The organism is Brevibacterium aurantiacum (genome assembly GCF_007558825.1).
Taxonomy (GTDB): Bacteria; Actinomycetota; Actinomycetes; order Actinomycetales; family Brevibacteriaceae; genus Brevibacterium; species Brevibacterium aurantiacum_A.
This window is the reverse complement of sequence record NZ_VLTK01000005.1, coordinates 266,455-283,839: the sequence shown is the minus strand read 5'-3', so window position 1 is coordinate 283,839 and position 17,385 is coordinate 266,455. Positions and strand designations below refer to the sequence as shown.

The following is a 17,385-nucleotide window of genomic DNA, read 5'->3' as shown; positions in this document are numbered from 1 at the left end:
ACATCTAGCCAACTCGGAAGGGGAAGACTCTCATGACACGCGTACTCACGGTTGGCATGCATTTGGCCGACGTTCTCGGCCGACATGTCGAATCCATCCCGGATGGACAAGGCATCCAACTGCTCGACGAAATTCGGTTGACAGTGGCGGGTACTGCTGCGGCGACAGCGGTCAATCTTGCTCACCTCGGTGCTGACGTGTCTACGGTTGGGGTGGTCGGCAGCGACGCGCTTGGAAGTTTCATCACCTCGCAGATGGGCGAGGCTGGAGTATCGACGATGAACCTTCGAATAGATCCGTCATCACCGACATCGGCAACTATCCTTCCCATTCGGAAAGACGGCAGTCGTCCTGCACTACATGTTGTCAGCACCAATGGAAAGCTAGGCGAGCAGGACCTGCACGCAGAACTGCTCGAAGGCATCTCAGTCCTTCATCTCGGAGGCACTGGCCTATTGCCAGGAATCGACGGCCAGCCCAGCGCGAACTTCCTTCGAACAGCCAAGAAATTGGGGATCGTCGTAACAATGGACTTCATTCCCAGTCGATCCTCTCTTGCTGCAGATCGTAGTGCCATCGAACCGTGCCTGCCCTACGTCGACTATCTCCTTCCAAGTGATGACGATGCGTATTACATCGCAGGCTCAGGAAATGATCGACAACAGGCCATCGACTACTATCTCAACGCCGGCGTCAAAAACGTCCTCATCACGATGGGTCCTGACGGCGTAAGTATCAGCGATACGAACAATCGCGATATCCGGATACCTGCCTTTGACGTTGACGTCATCGACACAACGGGTTGCGGAGACGCATTCTCAGCTGGATTCATCGCATCGCTCATAGAAGGAGCAGAGACGCGAGATGCTGCCAATTTTGCACTCGCCTGCGGCAGTCTGATGGCCACCGGCCTCGGGTCAGATGCGGTCGTGCTTGATCGAAAACGGGTCGACGAGTTCCGCACGACCAACACCCGAAGACCGCTTTAAGACGATCGCAGGTCAATACCTGTCGGCACTCCGCTTCCTCCGTATCCGCATCTCTTCAATCCGCAATATGACAAATTGGGAAGGCATCACAATGAGTAATCCATTCAGTCTTGAGGGGAAAACTGGCCTCATTACCGGAGCTGGTCAAGGGATTGGCCGTGCTGTTGCACTTGCCTGGGCACGAGCCGGAGCAAATGTGGCCATCTTAGACACGAACTTGGATACCGCTGCTCGCACGGCCAGCGAAGTCGAATCGATCGGAATGCGGAGCCTGGCCCTGTCTGTCGACGTCACCGAAGAGGACGCCGTCAACGACGCGGTTAAACGCGTCGACTCCGAACTCGGGGAATTGGATATCGCGTTCAATAATGCCGGCATCGCCCGCGGTGAAGTGCCCGCAGTCGACATGCCGGCTGACTGGTGGCGAAATGTCATAGACGTCAATCTCTCTGGTGTCTTCTTCAGCTCTCAAGCTGAGGCCAGAGTGATGTTGAAACGTGGGCGCGGAACTATTCTCAACATGGCATCAATGTCGGGAATCATCGCAAACAAGGGTCTCCTGCAACCCAACTACAACGCCTCCAAAGCTGGCGTCGCACATCTGACACGATCGTTGGCAGTGGAATGGGCACCCCAGGGTGTACGCGTAAATTCGCTATCTCCCGGTTACATTCTCACTCCGCTGACTGAACGTGATGAAGTCGCCGAAAAGCGAGCCGAATGGATTTCAGGAATCCCGCTAGGGCGAATGGGTACCGTCGACGATCTCACCGGTCCGGCGACGTTCGCGGTCAGTGACGCGTCAGCCTATATGAACGGCCACGATCTTGTGGTGGACGGAGGCTTTGTCTGCTGGTGAGTCAGTGAAAACAGCTGAGACACTGCCTGAGGAATGAGCTTCTGTTTGAAGCACCAGGGAAAATGACACTCGTTTAGGCGTCAGTCCCCCGCCCTACCTCACTCCGGCCGGTGTCCGGCCATGGCCTTCTCGAAGAGCTGCGTTCCGAGCTCGTCGTAGTTCGCGTCCTTCGGGTACCACTGATCGAGATCAGCGAAGTCGCCCTTGTCCTCGTAACCGAGCTCGGTCACGCTCTTCTGCCAGTCGGCCCCTGCGGTCTTCAACGTCGACGGCGCATCAGGAACGCCGGCGTTCTTTGCGGTCTTATCCGAGAGCGTCCTGGCGTACTTCGCCATCTGCTTCTGCACATCATCGTCGAAGGGCTCAACCGATCCGTCGTTGGCCTTCGCCTGTTCGACGGCCATCGCCTTGGCACCGATGACGACCTCCATCATGGTGGAGAACGTCGTCGACATCGAGTCGAAGACGATCTGCTGATAGGCCACCGGCAGCTCCGAGTACTTCTTCCCGGCTGTGATGGCACCGGCAGAGCGCGCGATTCCCGCATCGGAGGCGACTCCGATATTCGGGGCGACCTCGAAGGTGCCGGCTTCCACGTTCGGGGCGAGCTGCCCGAGATCGCAGTCGACGGTTCCGCGCTGCAGCGCCTCATAGGTCTCCGGGAACGACAGTGACACCGGAGTGGCTCCCAGATCGGTGACCTGCTTACCGGCGGCGGCCGAACCGACACGCAGCTGCTTGCCCTTCCAATCATCGAGAGACGTCATCGACTTCGAGCACATTGTGGAATACCCACCAGCGGCGAGCATCGGGATGAGGGGAACGAGATTCTTGTCCTCGAACTCGGCGAGCACCTCGGGTGTCTCCCACGCGGCCTGGACACCGGCGGCATTCGCGGCCAGATCACTGGCCACCGGCGAAGACGGCAGAGTCGACATGGCTGTGCCGAGCGCATCGAAGGCCGGGTATTCGGCCGGGGTATAGGACGGCAGCGTGAACGCGAGATCGACTCGCCCGTCAGCCAAAGCGTCATCGACGTCGGCGTAGCTGGCGATCGCCTGACCCCAGACGATGTCGACGGTGATCTTTCCGCCCGAACGCTCCTCGATCGCCTTCTTCACATCGAGCCCGTTCGGCGCGAGGATCGACTTCTCCGACATCGCCGAAGGCTGGAACTTCAGGGTCACCGGGTCGAGATCGGCCAGAGCCTCATCGATCTCATCCTGTGGCGCGTCGTAGGCGAAGCCCTCCCCTGCGGAGGCATCCGAGTCTGAATCGCTCCCGCCGACAGATCCGGCGCATCCGGCCAAAAGCGCCAGCGACGCGACCGTCGCGATGGCGGTGAGAGGGCGGACTGACGCCGACCGAATGCGATTCATGGGACCCCTTTGAACAACGACTGAGAGTTTCCTTCGATCATAGATCTGAATGAGTCCACCCTGTTATGACTCCCCTCACACCGCTCTGAATCCCGCGACAGCACGCACGACGGACCAGCAGGGCCACCTCGGCGAGGGTCAGCTACTTGCCATGCCGCCGCTGGTGCGCTCGATGAGGTCCGGCAGCCATTCGGTCATGCCTGGTACGGCGACCAGAAGGACGAGGAAGACCACAGCGACGGGGAGGAACCACAGCAGGGAGATGAAGATGTCGCGCAGCGTGATGGTGTGCCCGAGGTTGACGGCCTTGTCCTTGACGATGTTGTGGATGATGTAAGGGATGATGCCGACCGGCGGGGTGATCATGCCGAATTCGCCGAGGAGGACGACGAAGACACCGAACCAGAGTGGGCTGACCCCCATCGTCTCGAGCGTCGGCAGCAGGATCGGGATGGTCAGCAGCATCATCGACATGGTGTCGAAGAACATGCCCATGATGACGTAGAGGACGATGAGCACGAGCAGGAAGCCCACCCGCGAAAGCCCCAGGTCGGTGATGAATCCGGTGAGGATGGGGGCCAGCCCCGTGATCGCGAGCAGGCTGGTGAGCATCGTCGCACCGATCATGATGAAGAAGATCGCCGAGGTGGCCGACACCGTAGCCAGCGCTGAGTCCGCGATCTTTCGCCAGGGATGGTCGCCCCGCTTTTCCCACAGGCACAGCAGAACAGAGCACAGCGCGGCCGCGGCTCCCGCCTCGGTGGGGGTGAAGATGCCGGAGAACATGCCGCCGAAGAGCACGACGAGGATGACTAGGAAACCCCAGACTCCGCCGAGTGAGGTCAGTCGTTGGCGCCAGGTGGGAGTCGTGCGGTCGGCGGTGTCGACGCCGCGGCCGACGAGTTTCGGAGCGATGACTCCGAAGGCGAAGATGAAGACGGCGAAGCACAGCGCCAGGAGTATCCCGGGCAGTGCACCGGCCATGAGTGCCGGACCCACGGGAACCGAGGCGATGCCGGCGTAGATGACCATGAGGATCGACGGTGGGATAAGGTTGCCGGTCATTCCGGAGACCATGATCGTGCCGACGGCCATGCGTTTGTCGTAGCCGGCCTTGAGCATCTCGGGGATGCCGGCACGGCCGAGCGCGTAGGTCATGCCGATGGTGGACCCGGTCACTGCCGAGAGTCCGGCGCCGGCGAAGTTCGTGCCGATGCCGATGCCGCCGGGCAGCCAGGAGAACCAGTGGTCGGCGACCTGGTAGATCTTGCCAGAGAGTCCGGATTGGGTGAGCAGCATGCCCATGAAGATGAACATCGGCAGCACGCTCAGCGTCCAGTCCGAGACCGCGCTGAAGGGTGCCGTCGAGAGGATATTCATGGTCGCGGGGATGCCGCTGACCGCGTAGACGCCGATGATCGAAGGCACGGACAAGGCGATGGCGACGGGCACGGAGAGGAACAGCAACACCAGCATCATCGCGATGCACCAGGCGCCTCCGATTGCCGCCGAGGGGCTGGTGAAGAGGCCGATCAGGCAGATGGCGATTAGGCCGAAGCCGATGATCAGAGCGAGGGCGCCGGGCGGTTTCCTGCGGGAACCCGATGGCAGCAGCTGGGGGCTAGTCGGCGGGCCGCCGTCCGGCGTTGGGCCAGCGGTCGAGGTATCAGTATCTGCGTTCACAGGTCGTTTCCGTCAGCAGCTCGTCAGTATGTTCTGTTCTCGGCGTCGTGCTCGGCCGGTCTGCCCGTGGCACGGTCGAGCTCGGATTCGCTAGTCCGGGCGATGAGGACGGCGTCGAGGACGTAGAGCGCGGCTAGGAGTACGAAGACGATCGGGACGAGGAAGTAGACCGGCCAGGTGATGATGTCGGAGACGTCAGCTGTCGAGCCGATTGCCATGTTCTCGAGTGCCTTCATGAGACCGAACCAGGCGAAAGCGAGGGAGACGAGGACGCCGAGGATGCAGGCGAAGACTGTGAACGCCGAGGCGGTGAATGGCCGTGCCCGGTCGATGGCCATGGTGACGGTGATGTGTTCCTTCTGCAGTTGGGCGGCCGGGATGCCGAGGAGTGCCACGATCGGCAGGTACCAGTATTCGACGATCTCGTTGGTGCCGTAGATCGGGGCGTCGAAGAGGGAACGTGCGAGGGCGTGGATGACGATGTGGAGCATCATGATGATGATCGCTGCTGCCGTGGTGATCGTCAGGCACTTGTTGAGGACTTTCGTGAACGTCAGCATCACACTGCGACTTCCACCGCGCGAAGCGCATTCAACAGATCCTCGACCTCTGATGTCGAGCGCAGTCCATCGGGGATCATCGCGGTGACTCTGCGTGCCCCGGCCTCGTCGAGGACGATCGGGTCGATGCCGGCCACTTGGGAGTAGCGACGGGCGCTGCGTGGCAGAAGGGCAACGCCCAGTCCGTTGGAGACGAGCGACTGGATCGCACCAGGGTTGTCCGTGATGTGTCGTGTGCGTGGTTCGAAGCCCGCGCGCCGGCAGAGACGCTCGGCGGTGGAGCGGCAGCGTACGCAGCCCATGATCCACGGCAGGTCTGCGACATCGCTGAGGTGGGTGATCTGTCCAGCTCGGTTCCATCGTTCGGGGACCAACAGGTCAAGATGGTCGGCCCCGAGATCGACCGTGTCGTGAGCAGGAAGGCTTGGAGATTCCTCATCTTCGTGATGGAACAAGAAGGCTACGTCGATCTCGCCTTCCTCCAACAGAGTCATGGCTTCGGGCGGTTCTGTTTCGGCAACCTCGTAGGAGTGATGCTGGACGGAATCGCTGCCCGCGCCGGAGGATGATGCGAGACTTCCCAAGGCTGCCGCCAAGGGGCCGATGACGAAGCTGGGGAATCCAGCCAGTCGGACATTGCGTCCGCCGAGGCCGAACGCTCTGGCCAGGTCTCCTCGAAGCCCCGTCACCGAGGTGGCTATTTCGTTCGCGCGGATGCGTGTCAGTTGGCCGGCGGTGGTGAGGACGATACCTCGAGAGGTGCGTTCGAAGAGTTTGACGTCAAGGTCCTTCTCGAGCGCGTTCATGTGTTGGGACAGTGCCGGTTGTGACCAGCCGAGTTCGCGTGCGGCTGCTCCGATGCTTCCTGCCTCGGCGATCGCGCCGAAGATCAGCAGACGTTTCGGTTCGCCGACGTCGAGCGCCTGCTCAAACACATTTGCCATAAGTCCAGGTTATGTCATGGCAGAGGGAACTGGGCCTACCGGGAGTCCCTGGATCGGACGAGACTGGAGGGAAAGCACTGATACACGAGGACGAGGAGACAAACTATGCGCAGGATCGGACTGTTGGGTGGAATGAGCTGGCACTCGAGCATCGAGTACTACACGAAGATCAACTCGGCTGTGACTGAGCGTCTCGGCGGGCATCATTCTGCACAGATCCTGTTGGACTCAACCGACTTCGCCGATATCCGCGACATGCAGGTCGCCGAGGATTGGGCGGGTATGGATGCCTCCCTGGCCGCAACGGCACAGCGACTCGTCCATGGTGGCGCCGAGGCAGTGGCAATCGCGACCAACCTCATGCACAAGTGCGCACCTGCAGTAGAGGCCGCGGTGGATGCGCCCCTGATCCACATCGTCGATGCGATTGCGACGATGGCCAAACGTCAGGGCCATTCGACTCTGGCGGTGCTCGGCACAAAATGGACGATGCTCGACGGCTTCTACACCGACCGACTCGAGGCGCAGGGCATCCGCACGCTCGTCCCCGATGAGGAGACCTGTCTCGAGGTCGATCAGATCATCTTCGACGAACTTACCCAAGGCGTCTTCACCGATGCCTCCCGTGCCCGATATGTCGAGATCATGAAGGACCTCAAAGCTCGCGGTGCAGATGCGGTGGCACTATCGTGCACGGAGATCGGCCTGCTGGTGCCGCCGGAGTCCGCTCCCCTGCCAGCCATCGACTCGGTGGATGCGCACGTGGCGGCGATTGTGGAATGGATGCTGGCGGAATCCAAGTCAAGCACCAGCAAAATAGCGAATCAACGGCTATTAGCTGATCGCTGAATTTATCCGCCCTTCAGAAGCTGAATTCACACGGTCCTGCTCTGATTCGAATTCCTCCAATTGGCGGACAACAATAGAATCTAGCAGAATCAGTACGGCCCGAAACGGGGCAAAATAGCTCTGGCGGTCCCAACAAACGACGATAAATATCATTAACATCACAGTGAAACAAATCTGAGAATAAGTGGGCCCGATTGGACCCATTGCATATAATAACCGGCTAGCAGCAATGAGAATCAGTAGAGCGCCACCGAAGCAGGCCAACTTCTCAAACATTCCGCTCCAACGGGCGACGAAACTGGCCGGGCATCCCAAAAGCATCAAAATCACGAAAGATACTGACTCCTTAGGTGGTAGATCCCAAATTGCGATAGATATTACAAAAACGATCGCAATAGCAACGACCACAATTTTGGCCCAGAATGACAACATCCTTCTCGATTCATTCCAACTGCCCTTAACCCGAAGCAGAATCTCACGCTCGCTCCTACTACCGAGCCTGCGGACGTAATCAGTACCGAACCCCTTGAAGACCAGCCATCGCGTTTCTCCCCACACGCGAAAGAGCATAATCACCGTTAAACACAGAATCGCGAACAGCTGGACGACAACAACACTCCCGGACGCAACGTGATCAGCACCTAAAAATTCAAGTACGGCTAATGTTGAAGCTAACCAAAACATCACCGAAAGAACGGTCGACAGGCCCCTCACCATCAATCTCGAGCTTCGATTGATATCGACTACCCCGCGTGCCACTATAATGAACACTACGAAATACAACAACGACACAAATACAGTAAAAATCAAGACGTTAAATGCCGCGTCCGCATACCCCAAAAACAGTGAATGCAAAAACGGAAGAATCAAACACGACGCGAATCCAAGGTACCAAACCCTCGGCATCCAGCTCGGCGGATCATAGTTTCTGCTCCAATCCTTAAACGCACTTTCCCTGCGCCCGGACACGTCTCGTTTAAATTCCCCGATATCCCTGTATCCCGCAAAGAATCTAACAGTTTCAAATGTAAGAAATACCCCCAAGATAACCGAAACTGAACCTGCAGGAAAACTGCCGATCGTAAACATCACCACAGAAAACAGAATAATCGCTGAAGTCATAAACACACTGAAGAACACGGCGATCAATACAACCCGCTGCAGCTTGCTTGCCTTCTTGACCTCCAATGGCCCAGTTCCTTCAATCACACGATCGCTCTGTGGAAGTTCACTGACCTCCCCGAGCAATGATCGAGATGACACAGTCTGTGCGATCGCGATGGTAGCCAAAACCCCGACAACTTGCAATCCTTCATATCCAGAGAACATGCTCACAATAACCTTGAATCCTGACACAACGAGTGTCATAGGATTATTGCTATCAATGACTGCGCTTCCAGCTAAGAGTTTTTCAACCGCCCCAGCCACAAACACTATCAGAATGCTCATGAGAGCAATAGTGGTGAAGCTGGCAAACATCGAATGCCAAACTTCGTTGTGCCCTTTACGAATAGCTTCGCTGTAGTCTCTGCTTGAGAGAACGTCATCGGCTGATGTCATTCTTCTATGATTAAGCAGTCTTGCCTTATCTGCAAGTTCGATTGATAGTTATCGCCGTAGTTGACCACGAGCTCGTTGCCGCCGACTTTGTCCTGCACGACTTCAATGACGCAGTTTTGATGGGCCTTCCACAGCTTCCCTGTGCTCTTGAACCCAAGCGACCTCGTCGATCTTGAATCCGACGCCGTCCTCATCAACGGCTGCGGTCCGGTTGGACTTGTCATCGCGAAGATCGCGCTGACCATGGGCGTAGCCAACGTCGTGGTCGTTGAGCCCAATCCGTTTCGACAGGGGCAGGCTCGCGACCTCGGTGCACAAGTCTTGCACCCGTCCGATGACATTGTCGAGATCTGTCGGGAGGTCGCAGGGGCGCGCGGTGGTTTCGATGTCGCATTCGAAGTCTCTGGTGTCCATGGGGTGCTACCGACCTTATTCGAGGCGCTGCGGAATGAGGCCACCGTGGTCGCTGTCGGTCACCCGAGCCAGCCGGCGGAGATCGACATCGCGAGCTGGATCAACAGGAAGGGCATCACCCTGCGAGGAATTTACGGCAGGCGTCTGTGGGAGAGCTGGGATCAACTCATGTTGTTGCTGAAGTCCGGACGACTTGACCTCGACTGGCTCTTCACCCACCACCTGCCGCTGTCGGCCGCCGACGAGGCACTCAATCTGCTCACGGGTGATGCGGGGAAGGTGCTCTTGGTGCCAAGTCTGGAGTGATGGAGCAGACACAGCGTAGCTACCGCCGAACTAACAGGCCCTCAAAACGGTTCTGCCTGCGCATCCAGCCACTGCTTCCATTCCCAAAACCACTCCGGCGCAGGGCCGGCAACGGAATCGTATGAGCCGGAGAGAGTTCGGATCCGCCGGATTCCGTGCAGGGCGTTGACGAGCCATACCTCGTGTCCGGACAGATCTTCAGGTTGTACCCGTCGATACTCGATGCTGATAGACCGTCTGCGAGCTTCGTCTTGGATTAGTGATGTGGTCACACCTGGGAGTTGGCCCAGGTCCGGGTGCGGAACACACAGCGTCTCGTCCTCCCACCACAGCAGGCTCGAGGTTGCCGACTCGACAGCGAGGCCCTCTTCGTTGACGAGCAGAACTTCGTCGCAGCCGTGCTCCTCATACGCCTGGGCACGCATCTGAGCGAGTAGGGCAATGTCCGGTCCCTTCGTCTGTGGGTGTCGACGCGGATCCGAGAACGGTGGAATCCACACACTGAGCTCGTCGGTGCGTGGCGGTGCAGGTCTCAGCCGAAATCCGAGGACTGGTCCAGCAACATCTCCGAGGACCTCGACTCTGGGGAACCACTCCCCCGTACGCGGAATGAGGTCGATGAGCGCTGTCCAGAAGTCGGTCGAGTCCGCATCAGTGCAACCCTGCTCGAGAGCAGCCTTGCTGAATCGTCGGCGATGCCCGTCGAACGCGCGGACTCTGCCATCACCGACGAACCAGGAATCTGCGAGTCGGAGTTCACCGGTTGCACCACTCGACACGAAATCTTTGGGCAGTGGGTCCCAAGTCCAGCTCCTCATGTCGCGGTGCCTTCCCTATCAACTGGTTCCTCGTGATCATTGATGAGTTCCTCGTGATCGAGGTTTGCACCGCTCACACCGTGACCAAGCGGCATGGCCTCAACCGCGCCGGGAAATGCGGCATCGTCGAACAGTCGCAGCAATGGAGCGGCCTTGGCCACGGTTTCAACGTATTCGTCCTCGGGGTCAGAGAGGGCGACGATTGCGCCACCGACCCCGTACCGAACGGTGCCATCGGCAACGACCAGCGTCCTGATGACCACGCTGAGGTCGACGGCCCCGTTGAGTGAGAAGTATCCGATTCCACCGCTGTAGACGCCGCGGGGACCGGTCTCGAGTTCGTCAATGATCGACATCGTCCGAAGCTTCGGCGCCCCGGTCATCGACCCCGGTGGGAAGGCCGCTCGGACACACGCCACCGGGGAATTCTCGGGGTCGAGGACTGCACTGACCGTGCTGACCATCTGGTGGACGGTGGCATAGGTTTCGATGCCAAAGAGCTCATCGACCGACACGGATCCGAGCTGAGCAGTGGCTCCGAGGTCATGGCGGACAAGGTCGACGATCATGAGGTTCTCCGACCTATCCTTCTCCGAGTGGACGAGCTCGTCGCGGACCGCAACGTCCTCACTCTCCGTGTCACCACGTGCCCGGGTGCCCTTGATCGGCTTTGATTCGACGCGACCATCGGCCGTGATGCGCACGAATCGTTCGGGCGAGGTGCTGAGGACGGTGGCTTTCCTGGACTTGAGATAGGCACCGAATGGGGTGGGGTTGTCTGATCGCAACGCAAGATACATGCCCAGCGTGTCCAGCTCGGTGTCCACCTCCATCTCGGCCTCGAGCATATTGGTTAGGCAGACTTCGTAGGTTTCGCCGTCGGTGATCTTCTCCAGCACGCGCTCGATGTTGTCCCGGTACTCACTGCGGGAATGCCGGGCCGCCAGAGACGTCGCGTTGGGAACGGCGTTTCGGGTTCCAGGGCTGGCTGCCAGCCCCTGTGGAGTCAACGGGGTGTCAGAAGCGAGGTCCTGGATCGCCGCCCTCGTCTGTGCGCACCAGGTCTCGCAGTCTGTTAGTGACGAGCCGAGTCCGTTGAGCGCCAGTAGGTAGACCTTTGACTCAAGGTGGTCGATGACGACGGCGCGATCGAGGAACATCAGGGAGGCATCTGGCAGTTCAGAGTGGTGCCGATTGCGAGAACCAACCTCGGACTTCAGCTCATATCCCAGGTATCCGACCCAGCCGAGGCGAAAATCGAAGGGCAGTGCCGGAGACTCAACGTCGATGGTGTCCAACTCGGCCTCGAGCCAGTCGAAGAGGCCGCTGCTGACTGTTGTCTCCGCATCTGCCGGGTCGACTGGAGCACGTCCGGTGTGGCGGATGCGGATCGTGCCGGTGGACGTATCTGCCGTAGCGACTCGGCCATTAGCTCCGGTGGGCGCACCCATGATGCTGAATCTCGATGACCTCCTGCTCGGGTCATTGCCATCGAGCCAGACGGCTTCTTCCTCGTCTCCGTAAAGCGCTGAGAAGATGGTCTCGTCCGGCACTGACAGCTCCAAAGCTTCTACCTGAAGCGCCATTGTGACTGGCTCGGGTCGGTCAAGTGTGCCGGAGCTTGGAGTCCCGGAATTCAAAGTCCCAGTGTTCGAGGCTTCAGTCTCTCCGCCTGTCCACTCCCGGGTCAGTCGCGCGAAGTTGCCCAGCAGCGCCAGGCTGTGTTCGGTGGAGATCGATTCGGGGTGGAATTGGACTCCCCACTGCGGAAGAGTGCGGTGACGCAACCCCATGATGACTCCGTCGTCGGAATAGGCAGTCACCTCCAGCACCTCTGGAACATCGGTGACGGCCAGCGAGTGATAGCGCACCGCATTGAACGTCGGCGGAATTCCCGAGAAGAGATCGACGCCGAAATTCCGGATCTCCGAGAGCCGCCCGTGCCGTGGAGTAGGCGCGTGAGCGACTGTTCCACCGTGAGCCAGGGCGATCCCCTGGTGCCCCAGACAGATACCGAGGATGGGAATTCTCGCATCGTCAATCACCTCGGCGCAGATCCCGAAGTCGTCGGACTTGTCCGGCGACCCGGGTCCTGGGGAAATTACGACATTGTCGAACTCCTCGAGGGCACCGATGCTCCAGTCCTTCCAGTCATTGGGCACGATGACGGGTGGGCAGCCGTTGACCTCAGTGAGGTAGTGGTACAGGTTGTAGGTGAACGAGTCGTAGTTGTCGATGAGCAGCGTGCGTATCACTGATCTGCCGATGTCTCAGTCTGTCCGTGAGCTCTGCGAAAACCTGGGAACTCAGCCGAGGACGAGACGTCGTGTGGACTCTGTGAACCCGGCAGCCGGCTCGGTGAGAAGCGATTCCTCGGTGTCAGCACCTGCCCGCACATACCGCCCGGTGAACGCATCAAGCGTGCCCGAGGACAAAGCCAGCGCCAAGTCGGTGACCTGCTGCGGGCTGGTCCAATCGTCTTCACCGCGGAAGTCATGGACAGGCATGGACTTCGTCATCGACGTCTCGACGACGCCAGGTGCCATCTCGAAAATCCGCAGACCCTTGTTATGACCGAAGTGGACGACGGAATCGGCGAGACGGAACAGGGAGGCCTTCGACGCCGAGTACACGGCGTAGGCGGGCGTGCCCTTCGCACCCGAACCCGAGTTGAGGTCGATGATGCGGCTGGGACGGCCGGTCGCCTCGGCGCCTGCAATGAGCACAGGGGCGAAGGCATTGATCATGAGGGCGACCCCCAGGACGTTGGCGTCGACGACACCCTTGATGCTCTCCGGATCTGCCTCCCACAGTGGGCCCTCGGTGGACTCGATGCGACCGGCATTGTTGACCAGAACCTGCATACGGCGGCCACTCTCAGATTCGAGCGCTGCGACCGCAATGCGCAACGCCGACACCGAGTCGATGTCATCGGCGCGCAGCTCCAATCCGGTGACCGCTCCCCCTGTGGCGTCGACGATCTCCGCCGCCGCTGCCTCAGCCTTCGACGCCGAGGTGGCCGTGACGACCACGTGGTAGCCAGCCTTCGCAAACGCCTCGGACAGGTAGCGGCCGATGCCGCGGGCTCCACCGGTCACGACCGCGATGGTCTCGGACGGCACGGCCGTCGCCTCGTGTTTCGCTGTATCGCTGGGCAGGTTGGTTCCGTAGGGCAGCTTCTCGGTCATGGTCAGACTCCTCTGATGTTCGGTTCGGATGTGACAGGACCCGGCCGGGACACCGAAGCAACCGACCGGGCCATCATGCGTTCAGTCCTCAGCTTCGGACTTCAGCGCCGTGGCGCTCAGCGGCCAACTGCGTCGCGGCCTCACGCATCGCCGAGGCATCATCGGCCTTGAGCGTGCGATCCGCTGCTCGGAACGTCAGGCGGAAGGCCAGGGACTTCTTGCCCTCGGGCAGCTGGTCACCGGTGTAGAGGTCGAAGGTCTCGAGCAGTTCGAGCTCCTCCCCCGCACCCTCGCGCAGAGTCGCCGCCAGCGTCTGGGTGGGCAGTGACTCGTCGACGATGAGAGCGACGTCCTGACGGGAGACCGGGTAGGTCGACAGTGCACCGTCCCAGGTCCGCAGGTCCTCCTGTGCCACGAGCGCGTCGAGATCGATCTCGAAGGCAACCGTCCGGGCCGGCAGGCCCAGGTTCTCGCACACCTTCGGGTGGAGTTCACCCGCGTGTCCGAGTTCCTGACCATCGGCGAGGAGGAACTTCGCCGCACGCCCTGGGTGCCAGGGTGCGATCTGGTCGGCTTCGACACTGACCTCGATGCCGTTGACACCGGCGATGCGGCGCACCGTGTCGATGACGTCGGTGGCCTCGGCCTTGCGGCCCTTGCCCCAGACGCCGGGCAGTTCGACGTTGCCGGAGATGATGCCCGCGTAGTGGTACGGCTGGGCGGGAACCGAGGCGTAGACCTCCTCGAGTTCCGCATCCGTCGGGTGGTAGCCGGGCAGGTGCCGTGGTCCGGGTCCGGCAGGCAGTCCCGCCGAGGTGGAGACGAGCCCGGCCTCGAACAGGGCGACATCCTTGGCTCCACGACCGAAGTTGCGTGCCACCAGTTCGACCAGGGTCGAGAGCAGGTTGGTGCGCATCAGTGGCAGGTCTTCGGACATCGGGTTCGCCAGGCGGATGTGCTTGCGGCGCACATCGTCGGCTTCAAGGCGCAGCTGATCATCACGCTTATCGGACGTGAACGGGTAGGACAGCACCTCCGTGTACCCGTCGGCGGCGAGCAGATTAGAGATCCGGCGCCGGGTGCGCTGTGCTTCGGTCATGCCCTGTCCGGCGCGAGCGGCCGGTTGGATCGATGGGATCCGGTCGTAGCCGCCGGTGCGGGCGACTTCCTCAATGAGGTCGACGTCTGCGGTGATGTCCGTGCGCCAGGAGGGCACGGTCACGGCCAGACGGTCCTTGCCGATGACCTCGATGACTGCACCGATACCTTCGAGCAGCCCGGTCACCTCGGCGGTCGTGTAGTCGACGCCGACGAGCGAGTCGACGCGCTTGATCGGAAGCTCGATGACGGTGGGTTCAGGAGCCTGACCGACCTGAGTTGTCGCCGGGCTGAGAGTGCCGCCTGCGAGTTCGACGAGCAGATCGGCGCAGCGGCGTGCAGCCACGGGGCCGAGCAGCGGGTCGACTCCACGTTCGAAGCGACGCGAGGCCTCGGAGGACAGTTTGTGCCGCCGGGCGGTCCTGGCGATCGAGATCGGATCGAAGTGTGCGGACTCGATGACGACGGCGGTGGTCTCATCATTGACCTCGACCGCGGCTCCGCCCATGACTCCGGCGAGGCCGATGATCTTGCCGCCCTTGCCGCCACGGTCGGTGATGAGAAGATCTTCGGCATCGAGTGTGCGCTTGACGTCGTCGAGGGTCGTGAACTTCTCCCCCGCCTGCGCACGACGCACGACGATCTCCTCGCCCAGCAGCGCCGTGTCATAGGCGTGCAGGGGCTGACCGAGTTCGAGCATGACGTAGTTCGTGACATCAACGGTGAGGCTGATGGGACGCATGCCTGCGGCAATGAGACGGCGGTGCATCCAGAACGGGGTCGTCGCTGCCGGGTCGAGCCCGGTCACCTGCAAGGCGGTGAACTGGTCGCAGCCGACGTTGCCGTCGATGGGGTTGGAGTCCTCGATGACGACAGGGAACCCGTCATCGGTGGGGGCGTTCACCTCGGCGACGGTGGGGCTGCCGATGTCGGTGAAGGACTGCCCCTTCATCTGCGCGTACTCGCGGGCGATGCCGCGCATCGACAGCTGATAGCCGCGGTCAGGGGTGACGTTGACGTCGAGGGTGACCTGGTCGAGTCCGAGGAGGGCGATCGCATCGTCACCGGGTTCGCCACTGAGGCCGAGGTTCTTCAGGACGATGATGCCGTCGTGGTCCTCGCCCAGGCCGAGTTCCTTGGCCGAGCAGATCATGCCATCGGACTTGTGTCCGTAGGTCTTGCGGGCAGCGATCCGGAAATCACCGGGCAGGACGGCTCCGGGCAGGCAGGCGACGATGAGGTCACCGACGACGAAGTTGTGGGCGCCGCAGATGATGCCGCGACTGGGTCGTTCCTCGCCGGGCTGCGGGTCCTTCGGATCATCAGCATCTTCGTTGTGTGCAGGACCGACATCGACCCGGCACCAGTTGACGGTCTTGCCGTTCGAGTGCTCTTCCTTGACGAGTTCAAGGACGCGACCGACGACGAGGGGCCCGGTGATCTCGGGGCCGAAGAAGTCCTCTTCCTCGAGTCCGATCGACGCGAACTCCGCTGCCAGGGCATGGGGATCCGTATTGGCCGGGAGATCGACGTAGTCGGCCAGCCAGTTCAGTGGGACGCGCATATCAAGCCTTCATTCCGAAACGTGCCGAGAAGCGCACATCGCCCTCGACCATGTCATGCATATCGTTGATTCCTTCGCGCAGCATCAGGGTGCGCTCGATGCCCATACCGAAAGCGAAGCCCTGGTAGACCTCGGGGTCGATGCCCGCTGCCTTGAGCACATTGGGGTGGACCATGCCGCAGCCGCCCCATTCGATCCAGCCGGGCCCGCCGACCTTGTTGGGGAACCAGAAGTCCATTTCCGCGCTCGGTTCGGTGAACGGGAAGAAGCTGGGGCGCAGGCGGGTCTTCGACTCCGGGCCGAACATCTCGCGGGCGAAGCCGTCGAGGGTGCCCTGCAGGTTGGCCATGGTCAGGCCCTTGTCGATGGCGATGCCCTCGATCTGGTGGAAGACCGGCGTGTGAGTGGCATCGAGTTCGTCGGTGCGGAAGGTCTTGCCCGGGCACACGATGTAGAGCGGGACACCGCGCTGCAGGAGTGAGCGGGACTGAACCGGTGAGGTGTGGGTGCGCAGGACGAGGCCGGCCTCTGGAGGATCGACGAAGAAGGTGTCCTGCATCTGGCGAGCAGGATGGTCGGGTCCGAAATTGAGTGAATCGAAGTTGAGCCACTCGGATTCGATCTCGGGGCCTTCGGCAACTTCCCAGCCGAGGCCGATGAAGTAGTCGGCGGCCTGTTCCTGGATGAGGGAGAGCGGATGGCGAGCGCCGAGGCGGGTGCGGTCTGTGGGCAGAGTGACGTCGATGGACTCTTCGATGAGCACGGCTGCGTCGCGCTCGGCTTCGAGTTCGGCCTGACGGGCGTCGAGGGCCTTCTTGACCTGACCTCTGGACTTGCCGACGATCTTGCCGGCGGCGGCCTTATCGGCCTTGTCGAGTCCGCCGATGGCTCGGTTGGCCAGCGCCAGCGGGGCCTTGTCGCCCGTGAACTCGATCTTCGCGGCCTTGAGATCGTCAAGGGTGCGTGCGTCCGCGAATGCCCTCAGTGCCGCGTCAACGGCCGCATTCACGGCCGACTCGTCCAATGGGTCGAGCTGGTCAGTCATCAATGTCCTTCATCTGCCTGCGTAGGTACCGTTCGTCTACCGCGATCAAGTCTATCGCCTGTGATTCGGTGTCAGGCCACCCGTCCGGATGATGTCCCATAGGGATTTAACCTCCCACCCTCGCCGAGG

General features: G+C 60.8%; 14 protein-coding genes. 4 read left to right on the top strand and 10 right to left on the bottom strand.

All coding sequences use genetic code 11. The features are described from left to right. Positions 1 to 32: 32 nt before the first annotated feature. Together FO013_RS11055 and FO013_RS11050 are read left to right on the top strand one after the other, a co-directional pair. On the top strand, positions 33 to 989 hold the full coding sequence (locus tag FO013_RS11055; RefSeq protein WP_143922587.1) for a carbohydrate kinase family protein: 957 nt from the start codon (positions 33 to 35) through the stop codon (positions 987 to 989). Further along, the gene (locus FO013_RS11050; RefSeq protein ID WP_260848099.1) at positions 934 to 1,848 is read left to right on the top strand and encodes a glucose 1-dehydrogenase; all 915 of its coding nucleotides are present in this window, start codon (positions 934 to 936) and stop codon (positions 1,846 to 1,848) included. Before FO013_RS11055 ends, FO013_RS11050 begins: the two co-directional genes overlap by 56 nt. 98 nt (positions 1,849 to 1,946) lie before the next feature. Here FO013_RS11050 and dctP read toward each other — a convergent pair whose 3' ends face one another. The 4 genes from dctP to FO013_RS11030 form a co-directional block, all read right to left on the bottom strand. Beyond that, entirely contained in the window at positions 1,947 to 3,227 is a 1,281-nt protein-coding gene (gene dctP / locus FO013_RS11045; protein WP_143922586.1) for a TRAP transporter substrate-binding protein DctP, read from the bottom strand. Between the two features lie 138 nt (positions 3,228 to 3,365). Next, entirely contained in the window at positions 3,366 to 4,910 is a 1,545-nt protein-coding gene (locus tag FO013_RS11040) for a TRAP transporter large permease (protein WP_143922585.1), read from the bottom strand. 23 nt (positions 4,911 to 4,933) lie between these two features. Next, positions 4,934 to 5,470, bottom strand: coding sequence for a TRAP transporter small permease (locus FO013_RS11035; RefSeq protein WP_143922584.1), 537 nt, complete (start codon positions 5,468 to 5,470; stop codon positions 4,934 to 4,936). Next, the gene (locus tag FO013_RS11030; RefSeq protein ID WP_143922583.1) at positions 5,470 to 6,414 is read right to left on the bottom strand and encodes a LysR family transcriptional regulator; all 945 of its coding nucleotides are present in this window, start codon (positions 6,412 to 6,414) and stop codon (positions 5,470 to 5,472) included. Before FO013_RS11030 ends, FO013_RS11035 begins: the two co-directional genes overlap by 1 nt. A 105-nt stretch (positions 6,415 to 6,519) precedes the next feature. On the opposite strand from FO013_RS11030, the gene FO013_RS11025 reads away from it, so the two are divergent. After that, the gene (locus FO013_RS11025; protein ID WP_143922582.1) at positions 6,520 to 7,263 is read left to right on the top strand and encodes an aspartate/glutamate racemase family protein; all 744 of its coding nucleotides are present in this window, start codon (positions 6,520 to 6,522) and stop codon (positions 7,261 to 7,263) included. Here the strand turns inward: FO013_RS11025 and FO013_RS11020 are convergent. Further along, positions 7,249 to 8,823: a hypothetical protein gene (locus tag FO013_RS11020; RefSeq protein WP_143922581.1), complete on the bottom strand. Its 1,575-nt coding sequence runs from the start codon at positions 8,821 to 8,823 to the stop codon at positions 7,249 to 7,251. The two genes, FO013_RS11025 and FO013_RS11020, sit on opposite strands and share 15 nt — an antisense overlap. 141 nt (positions 8,824 to 8,964) lie before the next feature. On the opposite strand from FO013_RS11020, the gene FO013_RS11015 reads away from it, so the two are divergent. Continuing rightward, positions 8,965 to 9,543, top strand: a complete 579-nt coding sequence (locus tag FO013_RS11015) for a zinc-binding dehydrogenase (RefSeq protein WP_260848098.1) — start codon at positions 8,965 to 8,967, stop codon at positions 9,541 to 9,543. Between the two features lie 41 nt (positions 9,544 to 9,584). Here FO013_RS11015 and FO013_RS11010 read toward each other — a convergent pair whose 3' ends face one another. The 5 genes from FO013_RS11010 to pheS all read right to left on the bottom strand — a co-directional run bounded on the left by FO013_RS11010 (position 9,585) and on the right by pheS (position 17,256). Further along, complete coding sequence (locus tag FO013_RS11010) at positions 9,585 to 10,361, bottom strand: aminotransferase class IV (RefSeq protein ID WP_143922580.1); 777 nt, start codon at positions 10,359 to 10,361, stop codon at positions 9,585 to 9,587. Beyond that, positions 10,358 to 12,616 (bottom strand): aminodeoxychorismate synthase component I, encoded by a 2,259-nt coding sequence (pabB, locus tag FO013_RS11005; RefSeq protein WP_222103604.1) that lies wholly within the window; start codon positions 12,614 to 12,616, stop codon positions 10,358 to 10,360. Before pabB ends, FO013_RS11010 begins: the two co-directional genes overlap by 4 nt. 51 nt (positions 12,617 to 12,667) lie before the next feature. After that, positions 12,668 to 13,549 (bottom strand): SDR family NAD(P)-dependent oxidoreductase, encoded by an 882-nt coding sequence (locus FO013_RS11000; RefSeq protein WP_143922579.1) that lies wholly within the window; start codon positions 13,547 to 13,549, stop codon positions 12,668 to 12,670. A gap of 88 nt (positions 13,550 to 13,637) precedes the next feature. Beyond that, positions 13,638 to 16,211 carry a phenylalanine--tRNA ligase subunit beta gene (gene pheT / locus FO013_RS10995; protein WP_143922578.1) on the bottom strand — a complete coding sequence of 858 codons (2,574 nt, stop codon included), beginning with the start codon at positions 16,209 to 16,211 and terminating at the stop codon, positions 13,638 to 13,640. Between the two features lies 1 nt (position 16,212). Next, complete coding sequence (pheS, locus tag FO013_RS10990; protein WP_143922577.1) at positions 16,213 to 17,256, bottom strand: phenylalanine--tRNA ligase subunit alpha; 1,044 nt, start codon at positions 17,254 to 17,256, stop codon at positions 16,213 to 16,215. Between the last annotated feature and the right edge of the window lie 129 nt (positions 17,257 to 17,385).

What these genes read in the sequence shown, in the direction of transcription:
- FO013_RS11010 (WP_143922580.1), bottom strand. Translation starts at nt 10,361, where the DNA reads ATGAGGAGCTGGACTTGGGACCCACTGCCCAAAGATTTCGTGTCGAGT.
- FO013_RS11030 (WP_143922583.1), bottom strand. Translation starts at nt 6,414, where the DNA reads ATGGCAAATGTGTTTGAGCAGGCGCTCGACGTCGGCGAACCGAAACGT.
- pheT (WP_143922578.1), bottom strand. Translation starts at nt 16,211, where the DNA reads ATGCGCGTCCCACTGAACTGGCTGGCCGACTACGTCGATCTCCCGGCC.
- pheS (WP_143922577.1), bottom strand. Translation starts at nt 17,256, where the DNA reads ATGACTGACCAGCTCGACCCATTGGACGAGTCGGCCGTGAATGCGGCC.
- FO013_RS11055 (WP_143922587.1), top strand. Translation starts at nt 33, where the DNA reads ATGACACGCGTACTCACGGTTGGCATGCATTTGGCCGACGTTCTCGGC.
- FO013_RS11035 (WP_143922584.1), bottom strand. Translation starts at nt 5,470, where the DNA reads ATGCTGACGTTCACGAAAGTCCTCAACAAGTGCCTGACGATCACCACG.
- FO013_RS11000 (WP_143922579.1), bottom strand. Translation starts at nt 13,549, where the DNA reads ATGACCGAGAAGCTGCCCTACGGAACCAACCTGCCCAGCGATACAGCG.
- FO013_RS11025 (WP_143922582.1), top strand. Translation starts at nt 6,520, where the DNA reads ATGCGCAGGATCGGACTGTTGGGTGGAATGAGCTGGCACTCGAGCATC.
- FO013_RS11020 (WP_143922581.1), bottom strand. Translation starts at nt 8,823, where the DNA reads ATGACATCAGCCGATGACGTTCTCTCAAGCAGAGACTACAGCGAAGCT.
- dctP (WP_143922586.1), bottom strand. Translation starts at nt 3,227, where the DNA reads ATGAATCGCATTCGGTCGGCGTCAGTCCGCCCTCTCACCGCCATCGCG.